Annotated in this window: 23 protein-coding genes; 15 read left to right on the top strand and 8 right to left on the bottom strand. The window is 74.2% G+C overall.

The genetic code is table 11. The features are described 5' to 3' along the window. Window positions 1-156 precede the first annotated feature (156 nt). The 6 genes from ACZ6CZ_RS02595 (at window position 157) to ACZ6CZ_RS02570 (ending at window position 6,462) form a co-directional block, all read left to right on the top strand. Window positions 157-1,392, top strand: coding sequence for a prenyltransferase/squalene oxidase repeat-containing protein (locus tag ACZ6CZ_RS02595; protein WP_469013668.1), 1,236 nt, complete (start codon window positions 157-159; stop codon window positions 1,390-1,392). Continuing rightward, window positions 1,389-2,030 carry an SCO2322 family protein gene (locus ACZ6CZ_RS02590; RefSeq protein WP_469013666.1) on the top strand — a complete coding sequence of 214 codons (642 nt, stop codon included), beginning with the start codon at window positions 1,389-1,391 and terminating at the stop codon, window positions 2,028-2,030. Before ACZ6CZ_RS02595 ends, ACZ6CZ_RS02590 begins: the two co-directional genes overlap by 4 nt. Next, window positions 2,023-3,150, top strand: coding sequence for a CbiQ family ECF transporter T component (locus ACZ6CZ_RS02585; RefSeq protein ID WP_469013664.1), 1,128 nt, complete (start codon window positions 2,023-2,025; stop codon window positions 3,148-3,150). The genes ACZ6CZ_RS02590 and ACZ6CZ_RS02585 overlap by 8 nt, the downstream gene beginning before the upstream one ends. Further along, window positions 3,147-4,847 (top strand): ABC transporter ATP-binding protein, encoded by a 1,701-nt coding sequence (locus tag ACZ6CZ_RS02580; protein ID WP_469013661.1) that lies wholly within the window; start codon window positions 3,147-3,149, stop codon window positions 4,845-4,847. Before ACZ6CZ_RS02585 ends, ACZ6CZ_RS02580 begins: the two co-directional genes overlap by 4 nt. Beyond that, entirely contained in the window at window positions 4,844-5,713 is an 870-nt protein-coding gene (locus ACZ6CZ_RS02575; RefSeq protein ID WP_469013659.1) for an ECF transporter S component, read from the top strand. Before ACZ6CZ_RS02580 ends, ACZ6CZ_RS02575 begins: the two co-directional genes overlap by 4 nt. Window positions 5,714-6,048: 335 nt before the next feature. Continuing rightward, the gene (locus tag ACZ6CZ_RS02570) at window positions 6,049-6,462 is read left to right on the top strand and encodes an aggregation-promoting factor C-terminal-like domain-containing protein (protein WP_469013657.1); all 414 of its coding nucleotides are present in this window, start codon (window positions 6,049-6,051) and stop codon (window positions 6,460-6,462) included. A gap of 109 nt (window positions 6,463-6,571) precedes the next feature. Here ACZ6CZ_RS02570 and ACZ6CZ_RS02565 read toward each other — a convergent pair whose 3' ends face one another. After that, the gene (locus ACZ6CZ_RS02565; RefSeq protein WP_469013655.1) at window positions 6,572-6,829 is read right to left on the bottom strand and encodes a DUF397 domain-containing protein; all 258 of its coding nucleotides are present in this window, start codon (window positions 6,827-6,829) and stop codon (window positions 6,572-6,574) included. Continuing rightward, entirely contained in the window at window positions 6,792-7,637 is an 846-nt protein-coding gene (locus ACZ6CZ_RS02560) for a helix-turn-helix domain-containing protein (RefSeq protein ID WP_469013653.1), read from the bottom strand. Before ACZ6CZ_RS02560 ends, ACZ6CZ_RS02565 begins: the two co-directional genes overlap by 38 nt. Before the next feature lie 119 nt (window positions 7,638-7,756). Here ACZ6CZ_RS02560 and ACZ6CZ_RS02555 point away from each other — a divergent pair, with 119 nt between their 5' ends. The 5 genes from ACZ6CZ_RS02555 to ACZ6CZ_RS02535 all read left to right on the top strand — a co-directional run bounded on the left by ACZ6CZ_RS02555 (window position 7,757) and on the right by ACZ6CZ_RS02535 (window position 13,343). Then, on the top strand, window positions 7,757-8,116 hold the full coding sequence (locus ACZ6CZ_RS02555; RefSeq protein WP_469014370.1) for an ATP-binding protein: 360 nt from the start codon (window positions 7,757-7,759) through the stop codon (window positions 8,114-8,116). A 239-nt stretch (window positions 8,117-8,355) separates the two neighbouring features. Continuing rightward, window positions 8,356-9,771, top strand: a complete 1,416-nt coding sequence (gene proP / locus ACZ6CZ_RS02550) for a glycine betaine/L-proline transporter ProP (protein WP_469013652.1) — start codon at window positions 8,356-8,358, stop codon at window positions 9,769-9,771. Window positions 9,772-10,004: 233 nt separating this feature from the next. After that, window positions 10,005-10,676, top strand: coding sequence for an O-methyltransferase (locus ACZ6CZ_RS02545; protein ID WP_469013650.1), 672 nt, complete (start codon window positions 10,005-10,007; stop codon window positions 10,674-10,676). Window positions 10,677-10,778: 102 nt separating this feature from the next. Further along, complete coding sequence (locus ACZ6CZ_RS02540; protein ID WP_469013649.1) at window positions 10,779-11,924, top strand: hypothetical protein; 1,146 nt, start codon at window positions 10,779-10,781, stop codon at window positions 11,922-11,924. 243 nt (window positions 11,925-12,167) lie between these two features. Then, a complete protein-coding gene (locus ACZ6CZ_RS02535; RefSeq protein ID WP_469013647.1) occupies window positions 12,168-13,343 on the top strand; it encodes a glutathione-independent formaldehyde dehydrogenase in 1,176 nt (391 codons plus the stop codon). A 6-nt stretch (window positions 13,344-13,349) separates the two neighbouring features. On the opposite strand, the gene ACZ6CZ_RS02530 is transcribed toward ACZ6CZ_RS02535, so the two are convergent. Beyond that, the gene (locus tag ACZ6CZ_RS02530) at window positions 13,350-13,742 is read right to left on the bottom strand and encodes a hypothetical protein (RefSeq protein WP_469013646.1); all 393 of its coding nucleotides are present in this window, start codon (window positions 13,740-13,742) and stop codon (window positions 13,350-13,352) included. A 93-nt stretch (window positions 13,743-13,835) separates the two neighbouring features. Between ACZ6CZ_RS02530 and ACZ6CZ_RS02525 the strand changes: the two genes are divergently transcribed. Next, the gene (locus tag ACZ6CZ_RS02525) at window positions 13,836-14,243 is read left to right on the top strand and encodes a DnaJ family domain-containing protein (protein WP_469013642.1); all 408 of its coding nucleotides are present in this window, start codon (window positions 13,836-13,838) and stop codon (window positions 14,241-14,243) included. 49 nt (window positions 14,244-14,292) lie between these two features. On the opposite strand, the gene ACZ6CZ_RS02520 is transcribed toward ACZ6CZ_RS02525, so the two are convergent. The 3 genes from ACZ6CZ_RS02520 to ACZ6CZ_RS02510 all read right to left on the bottom strand — a co-directional run bounded on the left by ACZ6CZ_RS02520 (window position 14,293) and on the right by ACZ6CZ_RS02510 (window position 17,879). After that, window positions 14,293-15,033, bottom strand: a complete 741-nt coding sequence (locus tag ACZ6CZ_RS02520; protein ID WP_469013640.1) for a hypothetical protein — start codon at window positions 15,031-15,033, stop codon at window positions 14,293-14,295. Next, window positions 15,030-15,662 (bottom strand): hypothetical protein, encoded by a 633-nt coding sequence (locus ACZ6CZ_RS02515; RefSeq protein ID WP_469013638.1) that lies wholly within the window; start codon window positions 15,660-15,662, stop codon window positions 15,030-15,032. Before ACZ6CZ_RS02515 ends, ACZ6CZ_RS02520 begins: the two co-directional genes overlap by 4 nt. A gap of 162 nt (window positions 15,663-15,824) precedes the next feature. Beyond that, window positions 15,825-17,879, bottom strand: coding sequence for an MDR family MFS transporter (locus ACZ6CZ_RS02510; protein ID WP_469013635.1), 2,055 nt, complete (start codon window positions 17,877-17,879; stop codon window positions 15,825-15,827). A gap of 187 nt (window positions 17,880-18,066) precedes the next feature. Between ACZ6CZ_RS02510 and ACZ6CZ_RS02505 the strand changes: the two genes are divergently transcribed. Then, complete coding sequence (locus ACZ6CZ_RS02505; RefSeq protein ID WP_469013633.1) at window positions 18,067-19,161, top strand: peptidoglycan-binding domain-containing protein; 1,095 nt, start codon at window positions 18,067-18,069, stop codon at window positions 19,159-19,161. Between the two features lie 51 nt (window positions 19,162-19,212). Here ACZ6CZ_RS02505 and ACZ6CZ_RS02500 read toward each other — a convergent pair whose 3' ends face one another. Together ACZ6CZ_RS02500 and ACZ6CZ_RS02495 are read right to left on the bottom strand one after the other, a co-directional pair. Then, the gene (locus tag ACZ6CZ_RS02500; RefSeq protein ID WP_469013631.1) at window positions 19,213-19,881 is read right to left on the bottom strand and encodes an HAD-IA family hydrolase; all 669 of its coding nucleotides are present in this window, start codon (window positions 19,879-19,881) and stop codon (window positions 19,213-19,215) included. A 170-nt stretch (window positions 19,882-20,051) separates the two neighbouring features. After that, window positions 20,052-20,633 (bottom strand): TMEM165/GDT1 family protein, encoded by a 582-nt coding sequence (locus ACZ6CZ_RS02495; RefSeq protein ID WP_469013629.1) that lies wholly within the window; start codon window positions 20,631-20,633, stop codon window positions 20,052-20,054. Window positions 20,634-21,029: 396 nt separating this feature from the next. On the opposite strand from ACZ6CZ_RS02495, the gene ACZ6CZ_RS02490 reads away from it, so the two are divergent. Further along, window positions 21,030-21,692, top strand: coding sequence for an HNH endonuclease family protein (locus ACZ6CZ_RS02490; RefSeq protein WP_469013627.1), 663 nt, complete (start codon window positions 21,030-21,032; stop codon window positions 21,690-21,692). Between the two features lie 64 nt (window positions 21,693-21,756). After that, complete coding sequence (locus tag ACZ6CZ_RS02485) at window positions 21,757-23,385, top strand: alkaline phosphatase D family protein (protein ID WP_469013624.1); 1,629 nt, start codon at window positions 21,757-21,759, stop codon at window positions 23,383-23,385. Window positions 23,386-23,695: the final 310 nt, after the last annotated feature.

Below are 23,695 nucleotides of genomic sequence, written 5' to 3'. Positions count from 1 at the left end.
GTGAGCCGGACTGCCCCGGGCGGGACGTTGACCGGCTCATGTGCGCGCGGCGGCCCGCCGCGCGCACCGCACCGTCGAGGTCTACGGAGCCCGAGCCGCCCGGGGTGGTTCCCGTGCGCCGCGTCGGCTCCGCCCAGGGAAAGGCAGTCGCCGACCATGAACGTCCGCCGCAGTGCCGCGGCTCTCGCCGCCGTCGGCGTGATAGCCGCCGCCGCGCCCGCCGCGGCCGCCGGCCCCTCCCCCTCCGCGTCGCCGTCGCCGGCGCACCCGGCGGGGCTGTTCGGCAACGCGGACCCGACCTACGACGGTGTCTGGCGGCAGTCGCTCGCGCTGCTCGCCCAGCACACGCTCGGCTACCGCCCGGCCGCCCCGGCGGTGCGCTGGCTGGCCGGGCAGCAGTGCGCCGACGGCGCCTTCCCCGCCTTCCGCGCGGCCCCCGCCGAGCCCTGCGGGAAGACGGTGCAGACCGATACGAACAGCACGGCGGCCGCCGTGCAGGCGCTGGTCGCGCTCGGCGGGCACGACGGCCAGGTCGGCAAGGCGGTGCACTGGCTGAAGGCGGCGCAGAACAAGGACGGCGGCTGGGGGTACGCCCCGGGCGGGCCCAGCGACACCAACTCCACCTCCGTCGTCGTCGGCGCCCTCGCCGCGGCCGGTGAGCAGCCGGCGCGGCTGCGCGCGGCGGGCGGGACGCCGGACGAGCTGCTGGCCGCGTGGTCGCTGCCCTGCGACGGGAAGGACGGCGGCGCGCTCGCCTACCAGCCGGACAAGAAGGGCAGACTGACCGCCAACGCGGACGCGACCGCGGCCGGCGTGCTCGGCGCCCTCGGCAAGGGGTTCGTGACCGGGGCCGCGAAGGGCGGCGAGGACGCCGGGACGGCCACCGGCTGCACCGGCTCCGGCAAGCCGCGCACCGCACGGCAGGTCGCCGGCAACGGCGCCGCCTACCTCGCGTCCGCCCTGTCCCGCACCGGCCACCTCACCTCCGCCCTGCCCGGCGCCGAGAACCAGCCCGACTACGGCAACACGGCCGACGCGGTCGTGGCGCTCGCCGCGCAGGGCGGCACGGGTCGGGCGGCGAAGGCGTACGCCTGGCTGGAGAAGCACGCCGCCGGGTGGGCGGCGCAGAGCGGCCCGGCCGCCTACGCCGAGCTGGTCTTCGCCGCGCACGCGATGGGCGCCGACCCGCACCGCTTCGGCGGCACCGACCTGGTGCGCGCCCTCGACGCGACCGGCCCGGCCCCGCGCGCGGCCGCGCAGGACAGCGCCGACGAGCGGTCCTCGGACGCCTCGCACACCTGGGTGTGGTGGACGGCCGGCGCCGCGCTGGTGGTGGCCGCCGCCCTCGCCTTCCTGCTGGGCGCGCGCGCCAAGAGGAAGCGGCAGCGGTGATCCGCCGCGCCGCCCTCGTTCTCGCCGCGCTGCTGCTCCTGTCGGCCGGGACCGGCGGGGCCCAGGCCGCCGGGTACCGCTACTGGTCGTTCTGGGAGCGGTCGGACGGGCGGTGGGTGTACGCCACCGAGGGCCCCTCGACGGCCCGCCCCGCCGACGGCGCCGTGCAGGGCTTCCGCTTCGCGGTCAGCGCGGACTCCGCCGACGCGACCCGGCCGCGCGGCGCGGCCGGCTTCGCCGCGATCTGCGCGCGGACGCCCGCGCGGGCGGGCGAGAAGCGGGTGGCGCTGGTCGTCGACTTCGGGACGGCGGCCGACGCGCCCCCGGGCGAGACGCCGCCGGCCCGGCGCACCGCCTGCGCCCGGGTCGGCCGGGACGCGACGACGGCCGAGGCGCTCGCCGCGGTCGCCCGGCCGCTGCGCTACGACACCAACGCGCTGCTGTGCGCCATCGCCGGGTACCCGCGCACGGGCTGCGGGGAGCAGGTGGCGGCGGGCGGCGGCCGGAAGGCTCCCGCCGCCGCGCCGCACGGGGACGCCTCCGGCGGGCCCTCGGTGGGGCTGCTGGCCGGTGCGGGCGCGGTGGTGCTGCTGGGCGGGGCCGCGGTGTGGCAGGCCCGGCGGCGCCGGGATGCGTAGCGGTTCCGGTCCGGACCGGGGCGGGCCCCGGTCCGGACCGGGCCGGGCGGGAGGCGCGGGGCGCGGCGCGGTGCACCCGGGAGCGTGGTGGCTGTGGTCGCTCGGACTGGGCACCGCCGCCACCCGCACCACCAACCCGCTGCTGCTGGGCCTGCTGGCGGCGGCCGCGGGCTATGTCGTGGCCACCCACCGCACCGCCGCCCCCTGGTCCCGCTCCTACTCCGCCTTCGCCAGGCTGGCCCTGGCCGTGCTGCTGATCCGCCTGGTCTTCGCCGTCGTCCTCGGCTCCCCGATCCCCGGCACGCACGTCCTGCTCACCCTGCCCGAGGTGCCGCTGCCGCACTGGGCGCAGGGCATCCGGCTGGGCGGCGAGGTCACCGCGGAGGCGCTCGTCTTCGCCTGCTACGACGGCCTCAGGCTGGCCACCCTGCTGGTCTGCGTGGGCGCGGCGAACGCCCTCGCCAACCCGGCGCGGCTGCTGAAGTCGCTGCCGGGCGCCCTGTACGAGACGGGCGTGGCCGTCGTCGTCGCGCTCACCTTCGCGCCGCACCTCATCGCGGACGTGCAGCGGCTGCGGGCCGCGCGCCGGCTGCGGGGCCGCCCGGACCGGGGGCTGCGCGGCCTGCTCCAGGTGGGGCTGCCGGTGCTGGAGGGCGCGCTGGAGCGGTCCGTGGCGCTGGCCGCCGCGATGGACGCCCGCGGGTACGGCCGCACCGCCGAGGTGCCCGCGCGGGTGCGCCGCACGACGACCGCGCTCACCCTGGGCGGGCTGCTGGGGGTGTGCGCGGGCACGTACGGGCTGCTCACCGCGGAGGGCGGCACCTACGGGCTGCCGGTGCTGCTCGCCGGGGTCGCCGCGGCGCTCGGCGGGCTGCGGCTGGGCGGCCGCCGCTCGCCGCGCACCCGCTACCGCCCGGACACCTGGTCCCGGCCGGCCTGGCTGGTCGCCGGGTCGGGCACGGCCGTGGCGGGCCTGCTGGCCCTGGCGTCGGCGCGGGACCCGGCGGCGCTGCACCCGGGGGTGGTGCCGCTGGTGGCGCCCACCCTGCCGCTGTGGCCCGCCGCCTGCGTGCTGCTCGCCCTGCTGCCCGCGTTCACCGTTCCCAGGGAGCCGTCGTGATCCGCTTCGAGGATGTCAGCGTCACCTACGAGGGCGCGGCCGGACCGGTCGTCCGGGGTGTCGACCTGGAGGTGCCGGAAGGCGAACTGGCGCTGCTGGTGGGCCCGTCGGGGGTCGGCAAGTCCACCCTGCTGGGCGCGGTCAGCGGGCTGGTGCCGCACTTCACCGGGGGCACCCTGCGCGGCCGGGTCACGGTCGCGGGCCGGGACACCCGGACGCACCGGCCGCGTGACCTGGCCGACGTGGTGGGCTCGGTGGGGCAGGACCCGCTCGCCCACTTCGTCACCGACACGGTCGAGGACGAACTCGCCTACGGCATGGAGTCCCTGGGCCTCGCCCCGGCCGTGATGCGCCGCCGGGTGGAGGAGACCCTGGACCTGCTCGGCCTCGCGGACCTGCGCGGCCGGCCCATCGCCACGCTCTCCGGCGGGCAGCGCCAGCGCGTCGCGATCGGCTCGGTGCTCACCCCGCACCCCGAGGTGCTCGTCCTGGACGAGCCGACCTCGGCCCTGGACCCGGCCGCCGCCGAGGAGGTCCTCGCCGTCCTCCAGCGGCTGGTGCACGACCTGGGCACGACGGTGCTGCTGGCCGAGCACCGCCTGGAACGGGTGGTGCAGTACGCCGACCGGGTCGTGCTGCTGCCCGCTCCCGGCGCCGCCCCGGTCGTCGGCGACCCGGCCGAGGTGATGGCCGTGTCCCCGGTGTCCCCGCCGGTGGTGGAGCTGGGCCGGCTGGCGGGCTGGACCCCGCTGCCCCTGACCGTCCGCGACGCCCGGCGCCGCGCCGGTGACCTGCGGGACCGGCTGGCGCAGGCCACGGAGCCGGAGGCCCCGGCCGCCGGGGTCACCGCGCCCGCCGCCCGCGTGCCCGCGCCCCGGACCCCCCGGCGCCGCTTCCCGCGCCCCCCGGCGGCCGCCACCGCACTCACCCCCGCTCCCCCTCCCCCGCCCGTCGCCGAGGTCGCCGGTCTCGCCGTCCGGCGCGACGGCGTGGACGCCCTGCGGCGCATCGACCTCACCGTGGCGCCCGGGGAGACGGTCGCCCTGATGGGCCGCAACGGCGCCGGGAAGTCCACGCTGCTGGGCTCGCTGGTGGGGATGGTGCGGCCCGGCGCCGGTACCGTCCGGGTCGGCGGGGCGGTGCCGCACCGCACGGCGCCCCGGGACCTGGTGCGCCGCGTCGGGCTGGTCCCGCAGGAGCCGCGCGATCTGCTGTACGCCGACACGGTGGCCGCCGAGTGCGCGGCCGCCGACCGGGACGCCGGGGCCGAGCCGGGCACCTGCCGGGCGCTGGTCACCCGGCTGCTGCCGGGCATCACCGACGACACCCACCCCCGTGACCTCTCCGAGGGCCAGCGGCTGGCGCTCGCCCTGGCCGTCGTGCTGGCCGCGCGCCCGCCCCTGCTGCTGCTCGACGAGCCCACCCGCGGTCTGGACTACGCGGCGAAGGCCCGGCTGGTGGCCGTGCTGCGCGGGCTCGCCGCCGAGGGGCACGCGATCGTGCTGGCCACCCACGACGTGGAGCTGGCCGCCGAGATCGCGCACCGAGTGGTGCTGCTGGCCGACGGCGAGGTGATCGCCGACGGGCCGACCGCGTCCATCGTCGTGTCCTCCCCGTCCTTCGCCCCGCAGGTGACGAAGATCCTCGCCCCGCGGCAGTGGCTCACGGTGGCGCAGGTCCGAGAGGCCCTGTCATGACGGGCACCCCCGGTCCGGCCCCCGACCGCCCCGGCCGCCAGGCACGCCCGGTACGCCCGGTACGCCCGGTCCGGCTGGGGCCGCGTTCCCTGGCCGCGCTCGGCCTGGTGAGCGCGGTCGGTGCGGTCGCCTTCGGCTGGCCGTTCCTGGCGCCGCCGTCCTCGCGGATCACCGCGCACGCCCAGGACGCGCCCTGGCTCTTCGCGAGCCTGCTGGTGCTGCTGGTCGCGGTGGTCGCCGCGACGATCTCCGAGTCCGGGCTCGGTCCGAAGGCGGTGGCCATGCTGGGCGTGCTGGCCGCGACCGGGGCGGCGCTGCGCCCGCTGGGCGCCGGTACGGCCGGGATCGAGCCGATGTTCTTCCTGCTGGTGCTCAGCGGACGCGTCCTCGGCCCCGGCTTCGGGTTCGTGCTCGGCTCGGTGACCATGTTCGCGTCGGCGCTGCTCACCGGCGGGGTGGGGCCGTGGATGCCGTTCCAGATGCTGTCGATGGGCTGGTTCACGATGGGCGCGGGCCTGCTCCCCGCCCCGGTGCGGCTGCGCGGGCGCGGCGAACTGCTGCTGCTGTCCGCCTACGGCTTCCTGGCCGCCTTCGCCTACGGCACCCTCATGAACCTCGCGGGCTGGCCGTTCATGGGCGCCCTGGCCTCGGGCATCGCCTTCGACCCGGACGCCGCCGTCCCCGCCAACCTGGCCCGCTTCGCCGCCTACTGCGTGGCCACCTCCCTCGGCTGGGACCTCGGGCGGGCGCTGTGCACGGTCGCGCTGACCCTCACCCTCGGCCCGGCCCTGCTGCGGGCGCTGCGCCGGGCCACCCGAAGGGCCGCGTTCGAGACGGCGGTCACGTTCGACGCCCCCGGAGCGTGAGCGGGCGTGAGCGCGGCGTCAGACGCGCGGTGAAGCACCCCACATGACGCACGTCACCTACGATGCGCCATCGTAGGGCGAAATGTCCGTTACGTTCCTCTCTGCACCCCTGCTGACCTGGGGTTTGAGAGCCAGTTCACACACCGGACCAACAGCCCGGATGCGGCCACAACTAGTAAAAGGGGTCATTGCGGACGCGCTCCGAGCCTGTTTCTCTGGAGCAGTCGCCAGGCGCCACGAACCCCCGGGTCCGAGGCGCCGACGTATGCGGCCGAGGCACACCACCCCGGCCCGCGTACCGGCGGCCCACCGTCCCCAACGCAAGAGGTTCACCTGTGTCCGTCTCTTTCATCCGCCGCATCGCTTCTCCGAAGAAGGCCCTCACCGTCGCCGCCGTGGCCGCCGCCACCGCCGGTATGGCGCTGACCGCGGCGCCCGCCCAGGCCGCCACCACCTCGGCCTCCTCCGCCCAGGCGATCGCGCACCAGATGATTCCGGATGCGGCCCAGTACAACGCCTTCAGCAAGATCGTGGAGCACGAGAGCGGCTGGAACCCGGCCGCCACCAACAGCTCCTCCGGCGCCTACGGCCTGGTCCAGGCACTGCCGGCCTCGAAGATGGCGTCCGCCGGTGCCGACTGGAAGACCAACCCCAAGACCCAGATCAAGTGGGGCCTGGACTACATGAACTCCCGCTACGGCAGCCCGGCCGACGCGTGGAACTTCTGGCAGGCCAACGGCTGGTACTGAGCCGCCGGGCACCCGTAGGGGTGGACACCCGCAGGGGTGCGACGACAGACGGAGTCACCTCCGCGTCGTCGCACCCCTTCGGCCGTTCTCCGGCTCCGGTCCGGCCGGATCAGCCGGCGGTCGTCGCGGCCCAGGAGACGAACTCGGCGAACGAACCGGGCCGCAGGCTCAGCGCGGGGCCCTGAGGGTCCTTGGAGTCCCGTACGGCGACGGTGACCCCGGGCAGTTCGGCGACCTCGACGCAATCGCCGCCCTGGTCACTGCTGTACGACGACTTGCGCCAGGTCAGGCCTCCAAGGGCCGCGCACTCGACGCAGTTGCCGCCCTGGTCACTGCTGTAGCTGGACTTGCGCCACTTGCTCTCCATAGCGGTCCTCCATCACGCGGCGGATCAACTCCGCCGAGTCCTTGAGGGATAGAGCGGCGGCTTGCAGATGATCGTAACGGAGCGAGCAATTCTTGATGGTGGCTCGGTCGGCAGTTGGATGCGCGCTGCCATAGCCCTCGGTGTACACGATGGCCGGGTCGCTGTCGAAGCGGTACAGATCGAACGAGCCGGTCAGTCCGGCATGCGCGCCGGCTGAGTAGGGCAGGACCTGAATGTTGATCCGCGGGTCCTCCTCGAACCTCAACAGGTAGGCCAGTTGCTCTCGCATAACCCTGGGCCCGTTCATCTCCTGATACAGCGCGGCCTCGCCGAGGACTGCCCAGAAGACCGGCGGCTCCTTCTTCTCGAAGATGCGCTGCCGAGCCCTCCTCACAGCGGTGCGGTCATCAAGATCGGTGCTGTCCAGGGCGCCGAGTACGGCGCGCGCGTACGCCTCCGTCTGGAGCAGGCCATGCACCATGTGCGCTTCGAAGGAGCAGATTTCCACGGCCCGGGACTGCAACTCGGCCACCTGCCTGAACCAAGCCGGGAGTTGGTTCCGCAGGACCAGCTCGACCAGCCTGGACAGCAGTCCACCCGTGCCCAGCGCCGCGTCCGCCCGTTCGCTGAACTCCGGCGTGGGGACCTTTCTCGCCGTCTCGATCTGGCCCACCAGCGACCCGGTGTAGTTGAGGATGTCGCCCAGTTGCCGCTGGGTCAGCCCGGCCGCCTCCCGCAGGCGCCGTAGCTCGTAGCCGTAGTAGTCGAGCGGTGAGGCGCCCGGGTCGAGGGCGTTGATGTGGGTCACGCACGGTCCCCTCTCACGCAACGCGGCCCACTGCGGGACCCGTTGTATCCGATCCGTAGCCGAGAGTAGTGACACGGCGTCAAGCTCGTGCCGTGAACCTGCATATCCCCCACTACCGCATGAACCTGACCGTCGCCGAGCACTCGGTGCGGCACATCCGCCGCATCGTCCGCTCGCTGGCCGACGACTGGGACGTGCCGGAGCTGACCGAGACGCTGGAGCTGGCCGTGAGCGAGCTGGTGACCAACGTCGTACGGCACGTGCCCGACCGCCGCTGCACCCTGCTGGTCCTGCGGCAGACGTCCGGGGTGCGGGTGGAGGTGACGGACGGGTCGCCGCGGCCGCCGTCGCTGTCGCAGGCGGCGCCGGAGGCGGAGGGCGGCCGGGGCCTGGTGCTGCTGGACGCGGTGGTCGACAAGTGGGGGGTGTCGGGCGGGGCCGGCGGAAAAACGGTGTGGTTCGAGTGCGGGGCGGGGTGACGGTTCGCCGCACGGTTGCGTGCGCGGGACGCGACAAGAATCACACTGTGGGGCCGTGACCTGCACCGACACAGGGGCAGACGTGCCTGCGTACACGGTCTTTAGCTGCTGTATGCAGCTACTCGCGTACGGGACGTGAGGTGCGGAACTCCACCTATCGTCGCTTTTCGGCCTGCCGACGTCATCGCCGCCGTCCGGGCCGAGCCCCTGTCCCCGTCGAAAGGTAGGCGAGCCCCGTTTTGGCGACCGTCACAGCCGGCAGCACGCCCGTCCCCGGTCCCCGGTCCTCCCGGGACTCACGGACCTCCGAGGCCTCCCGCGGCCAGCGGGCCACCGTCACCGACCCCGCGCTCGTACGGCGCGCCGTGAAGGCGGCCGCCCTGGGCAACGCGATGGAGTGGTTCGACTTCGGTGTCTACAGCTACATCGCGGTGACCCTGGGCAAGGTCTTCTTCCCGTCCGGCAACCCGACCGCGCAGCTGCTGTCCACCTTCGGCGCCTTCGCCGCCGCCTTCCTGGTCCGGCCGCTCGGCGGCATGGTCTTCGGGCCGCTGGGCGACCGGGTCGGCCGCCAGAAGGTCCTCGCCGTCACGATGATCATGATGGCGGCGGGCACGTTCGCGATCGGGCTCATCCCGTCCTACGGCACCATCGGCGTCGGCGCGCCGCTGCTGCTGCTCGCCGCGCGCCTGGTGCAGGGCTTCTCCACCGGCGGCGAGTACGCGGGCGCGACCACCTTCATCGCCGAGTACGCCCCCGACCGCAAGCGGGGCTTCCTCGGCAGCTGGCTGGAGTTCGGCACCCTGGCGGGCTACATCGGCGGCGCGGGCCTGGTCACGCTGATGACGGCGCTGCTGTCGTCGGCCGACCTGCTGTCCTGGGGCTGGCGCGTGCCGTTCCTGATCGCCGGCCCGATGGGCGTCATCGGCCTGTACCTGCGGATGCGCCTGGAGGAGACCCCGGCCTTCGCCGCCGAGCTGGAGAAGGCCGAGGCCGCCCGCCCCAAGGTGCCGCTGCGCGAGATGGTCACCGGCCAGTGGAAGGCGCTCCTGCTCTGCATGGGCCTGGTCCTGGTCTTCAACGTCACCGACTACATGCTGCTGTCGTACATGCCGAGCTACCTGACGAGCGAGCTGAAGTACGACGAGACGCACGGGCTGCTGGTCGTGCTCGGTGTGATGGCGCTGATGATGGTCGTCCAGCCGTTCGCCGGCGCCCTCACCGACCGCGTCGGCCGCCGCCCGGTCATCGCCGCCGGCTGCGCGGGCTTCCTGCTGCTGTCCGTCCCGGCCCTGCTGCTGATCCGCCAGGGCAGCCTGCTCGCGGTCGGCCTGGGCATGGGCGCGCTGGGCCTGCTGCTGGTCTGCTTCACCGCCGCGATGCCGGCCGCGCTCCCGGCCCTCTTCCCCACCCGGGTCCGCTACGGCTCCCTGTCCATCGGGTTCAACGTGTCGGTCTCCCTGTTCGGCGGCACGACCCCGCTGGTCGTCACGGCCCTGATCGACCTGACCGGGAACATGATGATGCCCGCGTACTACATGATGGCCGCGGCCGTCGTGGGCGGCTTCGCGGTCTGGCGCATGACCGAGTCGGCCCGCCGGCCGCTCCCGGGCTCCGCCCCCGCGATCGAGGGTCGGCAGACCACTTACGCCTGACGCCTGACGCCTGACGCATGACGCCGGGGCGGGGGCCCACCACGGGCCCCCGCCCTTTCGCGTGCCCGGGCAGGCCGTGCGTCCGCCCCGGCCGGGCAGTGCGCCGATCGGCTGAGATCCGCCGACGCCCCGCAGGCGGTTACGGAAGTCGGCTGACACGGAACCGGAGCGCGACTACCTTCGTTAGGGCAGCTAGTTAGAAGTGCTAACTAAGTATGAAAGGCAGCAGGCGCATGAGCGGGTCGCAGCTCTGGGACGACGTCGACTTCTACTTCACCAGCCACCTCTCCCCCGACGACGAGGCGCTCCAGGCGGCCCTGCGCGAGAGCGAGGCCGCCCAGCTCCCGCACATCAACGTCACCGCGAGCCAGGGCAAGTTCCTCCAGCTCCTCGCCCAGATCCAGGACGCCCGCTCCATCCTGGAGATCGGCACCCTCGGCGGTTACAGCACGATCTGGCTGGCCCGCGCCCTCCCGGCCGACGGCCGGCTGATCTCGCTGGAGTACAGCGCCAAGCACGCCGAGGTGGCCACCCGCAACATCGCCCGCGCCGGTCTGGAGCGCGTGGTGCAGGTGCGGGTGGGCCCGGCGCTGGAGTCGCTGCCCAAGCTCGCCGACGAGAACCCGGCCCCCTTCGACCTGGTCTTCATCGACGCCGACAAGGCCAACAACCCGCACTACGTGGAGTGGGCCCTGCGGCTGACCCGCGCGGGCAGCCTGATCGTCCTGGACAACGTGGTGCGCGGCGGTCGCGTGGCCGACTCCGACAGCGACGAGCCGGACGTGGTCGGCACCCGCGCCGCCATCGAACTCATCGCCGCCCACCCCCGCCTGACCGGCACCGCGATCCAGACCGTGGGCAGCAAGGGCTACGACGGCTTCGCCCTGGCCCGCGTACTGGGCTGACGGCTGCCCCGCGGGCCAGCGTGTCACCCGCGGCGCCGACGCCGTCCGGGGCATCCTGTGGGCACGAGTGGCCGCGGGGCAGCCGACGGAAGGGTCCGGTCGATGCGGGAGTCGTCGCAGGACGTCACGGACGTCACCGTAGTGGCACTCCTGGCCGATCCGGACGCGCCGACGGAGATCGCCCGGAGGATCGCCCGGGTGCTCCCCGACCGGCTCGCCGACCGGTCGGGCCAGGGGCGGCGGTTCGAGGTGAAGGTGGTCAGCGAGCCCTTCACCTCGGAGACGGAGGACCTGTCCACGCTGATGCGCCGGATCGCGGACCGCGCGGGTTCGCAGGACTGGGACGTCGTCGTGGCCCTCACCGACCTTCCGCTGCACGCGCACGGGCGCAAGCTCGTCGTGGACCTGAGCCACGAACACGGCCTGGCGCTGCTGTCCCTGCCGTCGCTGGGAGGCCTGCGCCTGGAGCGAACGGCGCTGCGGGCGGTGGAAGAGGCCGTGCTCAGCCTGGCGGGTCCGCCGGCCGGCGAGCCCGGGGAACCCGCGCGCAGCCGGCCGCTCGGACGCTTCGCCGGCCGTCTCGCGCCCATCCGCGCGGGCCGGGTGGACGCGGAGGAGACCGCCGATCTCCGGTACGTCGTCAGCGGGCCGCGCGGTTACCTCAGGGTGCTCGGCGGCATGGTCCGGGCCAACCGGCCGTGGCGGCTGGTGCCGGGCCTGTCCAAGGCCCTGGCGGCCGCACTCGCCACGGGCGCCGTCGCCACCGTGAACTCCACCATGTGGAGCCTGGCCGAGGTTCTGAGCGCGCCGCGCCTGGTGATCGCCATGGTGGGGTCGATCGCGCTCATGATCGGCTGGCTGATCGTGGACGCGGAGCTGTGGGACCGGCCGTCGCGGGCCTCGCGGGAGGCGCGGCTGCGGGCGGGGCTCTACAACGCCTCGACGATCGTGACCGTGGCCTTCGGGGTGCTCGTCTGCTACGGGGGCCTGCTCGTCATCAACCTGGTGTGGGCGCTGTTCATCATCAACGACCGCGTGTACACCTCCACGACACACGCCCCGCTGCACGCCGCGCAGTACTGGACGCTGTCCTGGTTCGTCGCCTCCGTCGCCACCGTGGGCGGCGCGCTCGGATCAGGCCTGGAGAGCGACGAGGCGATCCGGGCGGCCGCCTACTCCAAGCGCGAGCAGGAACGCCGCCGCATGCTCCGCGACGACGACGGTGACCGGACGGATCGAAACGGCTGATCGATCGGGAGCGGAGTCGTTTCGCACCGGGGCCGACGGGGACCCGGGCGTCGCGCCACCGCAGCGCCGGGGCGCCGCCGGGCGGTCCCGACGGCGACACCCCCGTTCCAGCCCAACCGCGTGAACGGCCCACCGAGGCATACCGGCGCCGGCCCGTCGTACCGACTCCCGCGGGTCTGGCTCATCGCGCCATTTCCGACACCACTGTGCCGCGGTCAGGCCGCGGCGCCGAGGGAAGTCATCATGAGAGCAGCGGTATACGAAGGCCCGCGAACGGTCACGGTGAAGGACGTACCGGACCCGCAGATCGAGCATCCCTGCGACATCATCGTCAAGATCACCACGACCAACATCTGCGGCTCGGACCTGCACATGTACGAGGGCCGCACCTCGTTCGAGTCCGGCCGCACCCTGGGACACGAGAATATGGGCCAGGTCGTGGAGGTCGGCTCGGCCGTCCGCAAGGTCCAGGTCGGCGACTACGTGGTCCTGCCCTTCAACATCGCCTGCGGGTTCTGCAAGCAGTGCGAGCGGGGTCTGACCAACTACTGCCTGACCATGCAGCCGGAACCGGACCTCGCCGGAGCGGCCTTCGGGTTCGCCGACATGGGTCCCTACCAGGGCGGGCAGGCGGAACTGCTGCGCGTGCCCTACGGCGACTTCAACGCCCTGCGCCTGGGCGAGGACGCCGCCGAACGCCAGACCGACTACGTGATGCTGGCCGACATCTTCCCGACCGGCTATCACGCCACCGAGATGGCCCACGTCAAGCCGGGCGACCAGACGATCATCTTCGGCGCCGGTCCGGTCGGGCAGATGGCGGCCTACTCCGCCCTCCTCAAGGGCGCCGGACGGGTCTGGGTGGCCGACCACCAGCCCGACCGGCTGAGCAAGGCGGAGGAGATCGGGGCCATCCCGATCAACACCGCCGAGCAGAACCCGGCGGAGGTCGTCAAGGAGGCCACCCTCGGCCTGGGCGCCGACAACGGCTGCGAGTGCGTCGGCTACCAGGCCCACGACCCCCAGGGCCACGAGGACGCCAGCCTCACGCTCAACGGGCTGATCGACTCGGTCAGGTTCACCGGCGACATCGGCGTGGTGGGCGTGTTCCTGCCCCAGGACCCCGGTGGCGAGGAGGCCCAGGGGGAGATGGAGGCCCACGGCAAGGTTCCGATCGACTTCGGCATGATGTGGTTCAAGGGCCAGCACATGGGCACCGGGCAGGCGCCGGTGAAGAAGTACAACCGGGCGCTGCGGGACCTGATCGCGGGCGGGAAGGCGAAGCCGAGCTTCATCGTCTCGCACGAACTCAGCCTCGACGAGGCCCCCACCGCCTACGAGCACTTCGACGCCCGCGACGAGGGCTGGACCAAGGTGGTCCTGCATCCGAACGGACACGGCAACGGCCACAAGCGGTAGCCGCGGCTACAGCTCGTGGTAGAAGCCGACGTTGACGCTGCGCGGGGCGGTGCGGTCCAGGATGACGATCTCGCCCGAGCCGCCCCGCGGCAGCGGCACGGCCCCGCCGTAGCCGATCCGCTGCGGCTGACCGCCGAGCAGCAGCTGCACCTCGGAGGACGGTTCGGCCTGCGAGCCGCGCAGCCAGGCCACCTGCCAGTCGCCGTCGGGGCCGCACAGGAACTCCAGGTGCACCCGGGAGACGAACAGCCAGTCCTCGGGCGTCACCAGGCGGCACACCGCCTGGTCCCGGCCGACCCGCAGCATGGCGCCCGGCTCGCTGGGCGCGTCGGCCATCGTCATGCCGGCGGTGGCGCCCGCGTCGGCCCCGGAGACGGAGGCCATGGTGAGTTCGAGCACGAGCGTTCCCCCTGCGACTGTGAAGCGTCTGAGCACGTGTGACGAGCCGCATGATAAAACGCCCGGCCCGGCCCCGTCCGGCACAATGGGCTCATGACCGAGCGAAAGCCACCGGGCGTCCCGTTCGAGTCCTTCGCGGACAAGCAGATCCGGGACGCCCAGCGGCGCGGCGAGTTCGACCGGCTGCCAGGAGCGGGCAAGCCGCTGCCCGCCGACGTGGACTCCACGTACGACGAGCTGTGGTGGATCAGACGCAAGCTGGCCCGGGAGGGCCTGGCCGTGCTGCCCCCGGCCCTCGCGCTGCGCAAGGAGGCCGAGGACGCGCTCGCGGCGGCCTACGCGGCGCCCTCCGAGCGGCTGGTCCGCAAGATCATCACCGATGTGAACGTCAAGATCCGCGACATGATGTTCAAGCCCCCGCCGGGCCCGCCGCTGGGCCGCAAGCCGTACGACGTCGAAGAGGTCGTACGGGAATGGCACGCCCGCCGCTCCACGCGGTGACCGGCGCCGGCGGTGCTGCCGCCGGCGCCGGTCCCTGTGGTGCGCGCCGTCAGAGGTGGAGCAGACGGTCCGCCAGTTCGCGGTAGTCGCGCAGCGCAAGCCGCAGCCGCTCGGTGTCGCTGTCCTTGCCCGGCCCGGCCTCGCCCGCGTCCTGCCAGGACGTGCGCAGGGTGCGGCGGCGCCGCTCCACGGCGTCGGTGAAGCGGGCGGCTATCTCCTCCAGCGCGCGGTCCGCCTCCTCGACCGCCTGCCGGGGCTCGTCGACGAACCCGGCCACCGCGTGCTGCACCCGGGACTCCAGCTTGCCGGACTCCTCGTGCGCGATGAGCGGGGAGGCCGAGCTGGACGAAGTGGACGAGGTGGACGAGGCGGACGAGGTGGTCGCCGAGGACGACGTGGACGCCGCGGCGAGCCCCGAGGTGCCCGCGGCCGCCGTCGTGCCGGAGGCGGCCGGGGTGCCGGACGTGCCGTGCGTGCCGGACGTGCCCCGGGTGCCGAGGACGGTCTCGCGTGCCGGTGTCCCGTCGGCGTCGAACGCGGGCTCGCGGCCCGCGCCGGTCACGTCCCGGTCCTGCCCGCGGTCCCGCGTCGGGTCGTACTGCGGGGCCTGCGCGGTGTCGAACGCCGGGCCCTGCGTCGTGTCGCGCCCGGTGCCCCGCTCCGGGGAGCGGGTGGGGTCGTAGTCCGCCGCCTCGCGCGCCGGAGTGCGGGTGGTGTCGCGCTCGGTGCTCCGGGCCAGGTCGTCCCGCCCGGGCGTGCTGCCCGTGTCGTGGTTCATGTCGGACGTCATGACGCCGAACCCCCCATCAGCTGGTGCTTGTGCGTACGGCGGTGCGAGGACGTGTGGTCCGCACCGTCCGTCCCGTGCGGCGCCCGGGACGTCAGATCCTCGAACAGCGCCCGCGCCTCGACCATGGCCTCACGCAGCTCCTCGGTGCCCGGATTGCCGCCGGAGGCGCCGTCGGCGAGGGCGGCGCGGTGCACGCGGCGGTAGCCATGGACGTGCTCGGGATGGTGGACGGACAGCGCGGCGAGCTGCTCCTCGTGCTGGCCGCCGTCCGGGAAACCGCGCACGGCGGCCAGCTCGGCGAGCAGCCGGTCGGCCTCGGCCACCGCGTCGCGGGGCGAGTCGACGAACCGCTCCTGGGCGGCCGTCCAGCGGGCCTCGAACCGCTCCCGCTCGGCGGGCTCCAGCGGCCGCTGCCGCAGGTCCCCGTGGCGCTCGACACGCTCCGTCAGTTCGCGCTCGGCGGCGGCGGTGTCGCCGCCGTGGCGGGCCAGGGTCCGCTCGTACTCGGGCCCGAAGCGGTGCTTCAGGCTCTGTCCGCCCCGGGAACCCCGGCGGCGCAGGATCAGGGCGGCCGCGGCGAGGACCACGACCGCCACGATGATCAGAGCGATGATCATGCCTGTGGACATGGTTGCCTTCCGGATCCGACCGGCCCCAGTGGCCGGCGTACCGGTCGGGTGACCCGGATACCGGCCCGCAAACGGGCGTGCGGCACCCCGGCCCGGCGCCCCGCTCCAGGGGGCGCACCGGCCTCGCGGTCACCGGCCGCCCGGCCGCCGGTCAGCCGGCCATCAGCCGACCCGGGCGCCGGTACCACCGTGCGGGCGCTCCCGTTCCGAGCCGCACATCTCGTCGGTCAGTTCCCGCACCAGGGTGGTCAGGTCGGTGGGCCGGCCGGGCCCCCACCAGTCGCCCAGCAGCGCGGTCAGCGACTCCTCGCGGGCCTTGGCCAGCCGTTCCGCGACCAGCCGGCCCTGGCCGGTCAGCATCAGGTCGAGCCCCTGGCGCTCCGCCAGGCGCCGCTCCTCGACCTGCCGGGCGGCGGCCATCACCACCGACAGCGGCACCGGGCCGCGCTCGGCGAGCAGGGCGGGCTCCACCGAGCCGCAGCGGCGCATCCGCAGCAGCAGCCAGCTCGCGGCGGGCAGCAGGTCGTACCCGGCCCGCTCGGTGGTCTCCCGGTAGATCTCGCGGCGCCCCTCGCGGGTGCCCAGGGTGGACAGCGCGCGGCACACCTCGTCGTGGGAGGAGCGCTGGACGGGATTGGGCGGGATGGTCTCGGAGGCGTCCGGCGCGGTCACCGAGGCGCGCAGCGGGTCCTCCTTGAGGAACCAGGCCAGCACGAACCCGACGACGGCGACCGGGGCGGCGTACAGGAAGACGTCCGTGATGGCGGAGGCGTAGGCGTCCAGCGCCGCCGGGCGCAGCGCGGGCGGCAGGGCGGCGATGCCGCGCGGGTCGGACTCCAGCGCGCCGGGCGTGGCCCCGGGCGGCAGCCGGACGCCCCGGAAGGCGTCGGCCAGCTTGTCGCCGAGGCGGGAGGCGAACACCGTGCCGAAGACGGCGACGCCGAAGGAGGCCCCGATGGACCGGAAGAAGGTGGCGCCGGAGGTGGCGACGCCGAGATCCTCGTACGACACCGCGTTCTGCACGATCAGCACCAGGACCTGCATGACCAGGCCGAGGCCGAGGCCGAAGACCAGGAAGCAGGCGCTCATCACGGCGGTCGAGCTGTGCGCGTCGAGCTGGTGCAGCAGGAGCAGGCCGATCGCGGTGACGGCGGTGCCGGCGACCGGGAACACCTTCCAGCGGCCGGTGCGGCTGACGATCTGCCCGGAGGCCGTGGAGGACAGCAGCAGCCCGGCCACCATCGGCAGCATGTGCACGCCCGACATGGTCGGCGAGACGCCGTGCACGACCTGGAGGAACGTCGGCAGGTAGGTCATCGCGCCGAACATGGCGAAGCCGACGATGAAGCTGATCAGCGCGGCCAGGGTGAAGGTGCGGATGCCGAACAGCTTGAGCGGCAGCACGGGTTCGGCGGCCCGGCGCTCCACGAGGACGAAGGCGACGGCGAGCACGACGCCCAGCACCGCGAGTCCGACGAGCCGCGCCGAGCCCCAGGCCCAGGTGGTGCCGCCGAGCGAGGCGACCAGCACCAGGCAGGTGGCGACCGCCGCGATCAGGAACGTGCCGAGGTAGTCGATGACGTGGTGCGCGGCCCGGCGCGGGATGTGCAGGGCGGTGGCGATCACGGCGAGCGCGACGATCCCGACGGGCAGGTTGACGTAGAACACCCAGCGCCAGCTGAGGTGCTCGGTGAACAGTCCGCCGAGCAGCGGCCCGAGCACGCTGGTCGCGCCGAAGACGGCCCCGAACAGGCCCTGGTAGCGTCCGCGTTCGCGGGGCGGCACGATGTCGCCCACGATCGCCATCGACAGCACCAGCAGGCCGCCGCCGCCGAGGCCCTGGAGCGCGCGGAAGCCGATCAGCTGCGGCATGTCCTGCGCCGTGCCGCACAGCGCGGAGCCGACGAGGAAGATCACGATGGCGGTCTGGAAGAGCTTCTTGCGCCCGTACTGGTCCCCGAGCTTGCCCCACAGCGGGGTGGCGGCGGTGGAGGCCAGCAGATAGGCGGTGACCACCCAGGACAGGTGCTCCAGGCCGCCGAGGTCACTGACGATGGTGGGCAGCGCGGTCGACACGATGGTCTGGTCGAGCGCGGCCAGCAGCAGCCCGAGCAGCAGGGCGCCGATCGAGACGAGGACGTTGCCGGAGACGTGCTCCGCGTCCGCGTCCCTGGCTCCCTCGGCGTCCTTCGCCGGGCCGTGCGTGTCCAGGGCCATGAGACCTCCCGGGCTCTCGTGCGCACTTCCCATCGTGCTTGGAGTCACCCTTTATGGCCTGTCGAGTCCTCTTTGCGGCGAGCGTTTTCCGGGGCGCGGCGGACGGACGGGCGGGGGGTCTGTCTATTCTCTGGAGTCCGCGAGGGGATGCGGGGTTCGCGGGGGGCGCGAGGGGAGGGGACGAACGGTGAGTGATCCGACGGGCCACGGCTGCCCGGAGTGCGGGGCGCCCAGGGAGCCGGACAACTCCCCGTCGTGCGACTGCGCCCGGCGCGCCGCGGACGCCCTGCACGCGTCCCGCACCGCCGAGCTGGCGGCGGCGGAGGACTTCGACCCGCTGCGGATACGGCCGTACGTGGAGTTCGACGGCGCCCGGGGCGACACGGACCACGCCCGGGCGGCGTCCGCCGAGCCCGCCCCGGCCCCCGGGGCACCGGCCGAGCGGGCACCGCACAGCGCCCAGGCACCGCACACCGAGCAGGCGTCGCACACCGGGCGGCCGCCCGCCGCGCCGGCGGCCGCCGACGGCACCCCGGACGCGCCGGGCGCCGTGACGGTGCCGTCGCAGGCGGTGCGGGAGCCGAGCCCGGCGGACCTGGACCTGTTCGCCCCGGGCCCGGACCGGGCCCCCGGCGCGGACCCGGGCGCGCGGCCCGGGACCGGGGAGGCGTCCGGCGGGCGTTCCCGCCGCCGGACCGCGCTGCTGCTGACCGGCGCCGCGGCCGCGGTCGTCGCGGTCACCGGCGTGGCCGCGCTGGCCGGCGGGCTGATCTCCTACGACACCCCCTCCCGCGACCAGGCGGCCCGCCAGGAGGTGCGCGAGGGCGTGCCCGACGTCGTGCCGAGCACGACGTCCGCGAGCCCGGCGGCCCCGCCCTCCCCGGCGCCCTCTCCCTCGGCCTCCCCCTCGCCGTCGGCGAGCGCCTCCGCCTCCCCCTCGCCGTCGGCCTCGGCGTCCTCCGCCACCGCGTCGCCCTCGCCCAGCACCACGGGTGCGGCCACGCCGGTCCGGTCGGCTACGCCTGCGGCCACCCAGGAGCCCGACGCGCCCACCGCCGCGCCCGTGCTGCACCCCGGCGACCAGGGCGCGGAGGTCACGGAACTCCAGCTGCGCCTGCGCCAGCTGGGCATCTACGGCGGCCGGGTGACGGACCTCTACGACCGCCAGGTCGAGGACGCCGTGCGCTACTACCAGTGGGCGCGGGGCGTCCAGGGCGACGAGTCGGGCGTCTACGGCGCGGCGACCCGGACACGCCTGGAGTCGGAGACGACCGAGCCGTGACCGGCTGACCGGCTGACCGGCGCCGCGCCACAGCCCCCGCGGCCCCCTGGCTCAGCCCAGGTGCAGCCGGATGGTGCCGTCCGCCTCCGCTTCGACGCGTACGGCGGTCAGGTCGCGCACCACCGCGTCCGGGCCGTGGCAGGCGGCGCGCGGGCCGATGCCGACCACCCGCATCCCGGCGGCCCGTCCGGCGGCGATGCCGGCGCCGGAGTCCTCGAAGACCACGCAGTCGGCGGGGTCCACGCCCAGCTCGGCGGCGCCCTTGAGGAACCCTTCGGGGTCCGGCTTGCTCGCCCCGACCGACTCGGCGGTGACGCGCACCTCGGGCGGTTCCAGCCCGGCGGCGGCCATCCGGGCACCGGCCAGGGCGGCGTCGGCCGAGGTCACCAGGGCATGCGGCAGGCCGCGCAGGGAGGCGAGGAAGGCGGCGGCGCCGGGCACCTCGACCACGCCCTCCAGGTCGGCGGTCTCCTCGGCGAGCATCCGGGCGTTGTCGGCGAGGTTCTGCTGCACCGGCCGGTCAGGCAGCAGTACCGCCATCGACGCGTGGCCCTGCCGCCCGTGCACCACCTTCAGCACCTCATCCCCGTCCAGGCCGTGCCGCTCGGCCCAGCGCCGCCAGACGCGTCCGACCACCGCGTCCGAGTCGACGAGGGTGCCGTCCATGTCGAGCAGCAGGGCGCGCGCGGTGAGCACGGTGAGTGGGGCGGTGGCCGTCATCGCAGCTCCAGGGCGCGGAAGGAGGGGGCGTGCGGGGCGGGCCCGCGGGGAACAAGGCGGCCCCGCCCGCCGGTCAGGGAGAACGGGCGGGAGCCACTTTGTTTCTCTACGGTACAAAACAGGGACCGGTCGCGCCAGGGCACCCCCCGGGACTTCACCGTGCGTTCAGCTCAGCCCGCCACGGCCTCCCACAGGCTCCACACGCCGAGCGCCAGCATCAGCAGCGCCGCGATGCGCGTGATCAGCTCCAGCGGCACCTTCCTCATCAGCGCCTTTCCGCCGACGATGCCGAGACCGGCCACCGCCCACAGGGCGAGCACCGCGCCGAGGCCGACGGAGAGCGGGTCGTCGTAGCGGGCGGCCAGGTTCGCGGTCATGATCTGGGTCAGGTCACCGAACTCGGCGACCAGGATGAGCATGAAACCGGTGCCGGCGACCTTCCAGAAGGACTGGTCGGCCGGTTTGCGGATCTCCTCGTCGTCGTCGCCCTTCTTCAGCAGCAGCACCGCGGCGCCGCCCAGGAAGAGGACGCCGGTGAGCGCGTGCACGATGCGCTGCGGCAGCAGGGTGAGCACGCTGCCGGCCGCGACGGCCAGCACCACGTGCAGCAGGAAGGCGGCGGCGACGCCCGCGAAGACGTACGAGGCGCGGTAGCGGGTGCCCAGGACGAGACCGGCGAGCGCGGTCTTGTCGGGGAGTTCGGCGAGGAAGACGACGCCGAAGACGAGCGCCGTCACGGTGATGCTGATCAAGGTGTCTCAATCGGTCGGGCTGCCCCACCGAGAGTGCGGTACGTCGGGCGAGACGGCACTTCGGCACGGCAGCGCACACGGCACCCGCGCCGGGAGGCACGGGTGTGCACTGCTTGCCGAAGGTCTCGCTGGCGGTCCCGGACGATGCCGTGGAACCCGCCTCCGGGCGCCGGCTCAGACGAGCTGAGCAGTATGTCGACGGTCCGGCGAAGAGCTACTCCCCTTCTGCGCCGTCCATCCTACGCGATCCGGACCGGCGGAAAAGTTCAGTCGTGAACCTTGTCGTGTCATGCACACGTCACTAGCTTCTTACCGGACGCACACCTCCCCGCAACGCGGCACCGCGAGCATTCCCTCGCCCGCGCCCCAACACCCCCAGTCCCCAAGGGAGTCCGCATGGCTCGCACGACCGGTCCGGCGAAGTTCTACGCGCGTCGACGGCTGAGCATACTCGCGTCGCTCACCGCTCTGACAGCCTCCGTCGCCCTCTTCTGCGCCCCGAACGCCTCCGCCGCCCTGCCGACCCCGGTCAGCGGCGCCACCGCCCGCGGCTACCTCGCCCAGCTGACCGTGGCCACCGAGAACCGCACCGGCTACAACCGGGACCTGTTCCCGACCTGGATCACCATCAGCGGCACCTGCAACACCCGCGAGTACATCCTCAAGCGGGACGGCTCCAACGTGGTCACCGACTCCGCCTGCGCGGCGCAGAGCGGGACCTGGTACTCCCCCTACGACGGCGCGACCTGGACCGCCGCCTCCGACCTCGACATCGACCACCTCGTGCCGCTCGCCGAGGCCTGGGACTCGGGCGCGGGCAAGTGGACCACCGCCCAGCGGCAGGCCTTCGCCAACGACGTCACCCGGCCGCAGCTGCTCGCGGTCACCGACAACGTCAACCAGTCCAAGGGCGACCAGGACCCGGCCACCTGGATGCCCTCGCTCACGTCGTACCGCTGCACCTACGCGCGCGCCTGGGTCCAGGTGAAGTACTACTACAACCTTTCCGTCGACTCCGCGGAGAAGAGCGCCCTGAGCGGGTATCTGGCCCCTTGCTGATCCGGCGGCACGTGTCGAGCCCCTCCGCCGCTGCGTACCGTACGGGGCGACGAAGGAGGCGGACATGGCCGGACTGTGCCTGGGACCACTGCTGAGGTACACGGACGGCTCGTGCGCGACCGTGTGGGTCGAGACGAGCCGGCCGTGCGCCGCCGAGGTGCGCTGCTCCGACGGCGCCGGCGGCACCGCCCGCACCTTCCAGGTGGCCGGTCACCACTACGCGCTGGTGCAGGTCACCGGGCTCACCCCGGGCACCGCGCCGTCCTACGAGGTGTACCTCGACGAGGAGCGGGTCTGGCCGCTGCCCGACTCCCGCTTCCCGCCCTCCGTCATCCGCACGCCCGCCCCCGGCGACGCCGTCCGGATCTCCTTCGGCTCCTGCCGCTGGGCCGCGCCGCCGGCCGACGGCAAGGACCCGGTGGGCGCCGACGCCCTCGACTCGCTCGCCCTGCGGCTGGCCGCCGACCCCGGCGGCGACCGCCCCGACGTGCTGCTGCTCCTCGGCGACCAGGTGTACGCCGACGAGACCTCCGAGCGGACCCAGCAGTGGCTGGCCGGCCGCCGCGACCTCTCGAAGGCCCCCGGCCCGCAGGTCGCGGACTACGAGGAGTACACCCGGCTGTACCACGAGTCCTGGCTGGACCCCGAGGTCCGCTGGCTGCTGTCGACCGTGCCGAGCTGCATGATCTTCGACGACCACGACGTCATCGACGACTGGAACACCTCGGCCGCCTGGCTCGCCGACATGCGCACCACCGACTGGTGGCAGCGGCGGCTGCTGAGCGGCCTGATGTCCTACTGGGTCCACCAGCACCTGGGCAACCTCTCCCCGGCCGAGCTGGCCGCCGACCCGCTCTGGGCGGCCGTGCACGACACCGAGGACGCCACGAGCCTCGTCCGCGACTTCGCCGCCCGGGCCGACGCCGATCCCGAGTCCGTCCGGTGGAGCTACCGCCGCGACTTCGGCCCCGCCCGGGTGGTCATGGTGGACTCCCGGGCGGCGCGGGTGCTGCGCGAGGACGAGCGCTCGATGCTCGACCGCGTCGAGGAGGACTGGCTGCGCGCCGAGGTGCTCGCCGACCGGGACTCCTACGACCACCTCCTCGTCGGCACCTCGCTGCCCTGGCTGCTGCCGCACCTGGTGCACCACGCCGAGGCCTGGGACGCGGCGCTGTCTAGGGGCGAGCGGGGCCGGCGCTGGGCACGGTTCGGCGAGTGGCTGCGGCGCAAGGCCGACCTGGAGCACTGGGCGGCCTTCCCGGACTCCTTCGCGCGCCTGGCCGCGCTGATCGCCGAGGCCGGCTCGGGCCCGCAGGCGCCGGCGAGCGTCGCGGTGCTCTCCGGAGACGTCCACCACGGCTACCTCGCCGAGGCGCACTGGCCCGCCGGCGGACCCGACGCCCGGGTGGTGCAGCTGACCTGCTCCCCCGTGCACAACTCGGTGCCGCGGTCGATACGGGTCGGCTTCCGCTTCGGCTGGAGCGCGCCGGCCCGGTACCTGGGGCGCGCTCTGGCCCGGCACGGCCGCTGCGCCCCGCCGCCGGTGACGTGGCGCAAGGGCGGCGGCCCGTGGTTCGGCAACCAGCTCATGACGCTGACGCTGCACGGTCGTTCGGCCCGGCTGCGGCTGGAGCAGACCCAGCCGGACGGCACCCTGCGGACGGTGAAGGAGTCGGCCCTGACCGACGGGTGAGGGCGCGCGGCGGCCGCGCGGACGGGGTGTGCGGCGGTCGGCGGACGATAGGTGTGCGGCGGTCGGCGGACGAGGTGTGCGGCGCGCCGCGGGCGGCGGACGAGGGGGGGCGGCGGGCGGCGGGCGCGTGAGGGACGGCCGACCGGCGCGCGAGGGTAACGCGTGATCCTGGGTGCCGACGGACACCGACGGGCTCCGACGTGTGCTTTCGGACTCGCTTTCGAAGGCCGACGCGCTCATGGGAGCGCTCCCACCTGCGATCCCCGGCGTGACTGGTGTGTCCGGCGGGGTGGAAGTATGGCCAAATGTT

This window comes from Streptomyces sp. NPDC041135 (genome assembly GCF_055592085.1).
The sequence above is the reverse complement of the archived record's forward strand: the minus strand, read 5'-3'. Positions and strand labels throughout refer to the sequence as shown.

Excerpts from the sequence above, each read along its gene's own strand:
- ACZ6CZ_RS02595 (WP_469013668.1), top strand. The coding sequence starts at position 157 with ATGAACGTCCGCCGCAGTGCCGCGGCTCTCGCCGCCGTCGGCGTGATA.
- ACZ6CZ_RS02585 (WP_469013664.1), top strand. The coding sequence starts at position 2,023 with ATGCGTAGCGGTTCCGGTCCGGACCGGGGCGGGCCCCGGTCCGGACCG.
- ACZ6CZ_RS02575 (WP_469013659.1), top strand. The coding sequence starts at position 4,844 with ATGACGGGCACCCCCGGTCCGGCCCCCGACCGCCCCGGCCGCCAGGCA.
- ACZ6CZ_RS02565 (WP_469013655.1), bottom strand. The coding sequence starts at position 6,829 with ATGGAGAGCAAGTGGCGCAAGTCCAGCTACAGCAGTGACCAGGGCGGC.
- ACZ6CZ_RS02555 (WP_469014370.1), top strand. The coding sequence starts at position 7,757 with ATGAACCTGACCGTCGCCGAGCACTCGGTGCGGCACATCCGCCGCATC.
- ACZ6CZ_RS02545 (WP_469013650.1), top strand. The coding sequence starts at position 10,005 with ATGAGCGGGTCGCAGCTCTGGGACGACGTCGACTTCTACTTCACCAGC.
- ACZ6CZ_RS02540 (WP_469013649.1), top strand. The coding sequence starts at position 10,779 with ATGCGGGAGTCGTCGCAGGACGTCACGGACGTCACCGTAGTGGCACTC.
- ACZ6CZ_RS02535 (WP_469013647.1), top strand. The coding sequence starts at position 12,168 with ATGAGAGCAGCGGTATACGAAGGCCCGCGAACGGTCACGGTGAAGGAC.
- ACZ6CZ_RS02525 (WP_469013642.1), top strand. The coding sequence starts at position 13,836 with ATGACCGAGCGAAAGCCACCGGGCGTCCCGTTCGAGTCCTTCGCGGAC.
- ACZ6CZ_RS02520 (WP_469013640.1), bottom strand. The coding sequence starts at position 15,033 with ATGACGTCCGACATGAACCACGACACGGGCAGCACGCCCGGGCGGGAC.
- ACZ6CZ_RS02515 (WP_469013638.1), bottom strand. The coding sequence starts at position 15,662 with ATGTCCACAGGCATGATCATCGCTCTGATCATCGTGGCGGTCGTGGTC.
- ACZ6CZ_RS02510 (WP_469013635.1), bottom strand. The coding sequence starts at position 17,879 with ATGGCCCTGGACACGCACGGCCCGGCGAAGGACGCCGAGGGAGCCAGG.
- ACZ6CZ_RS02500 (WP_469013631.1), bottom strand. The coding sequence starts at position 19,881 with ATGACGGCCACCGCCCCACTCACCGTGCTCACCGCGCGCGCCCTGCTG.
- ACZ6CZ_RS02490 (WP_469013627.1), top strand. The coding sequence starts at position 21,030 with ATGGCTCGCACGACCGGTCCGGCGAAGTTCTACGCGCGTCGACGGCTG.
- ACZ6CZ_RS02485 (WP_469013624.1), top strand. The coding sequence starts at position 21,757 with ATGGCCGGACTGTGCCTGGGACCACTGCTGAGGTACACGGACGGCTCG.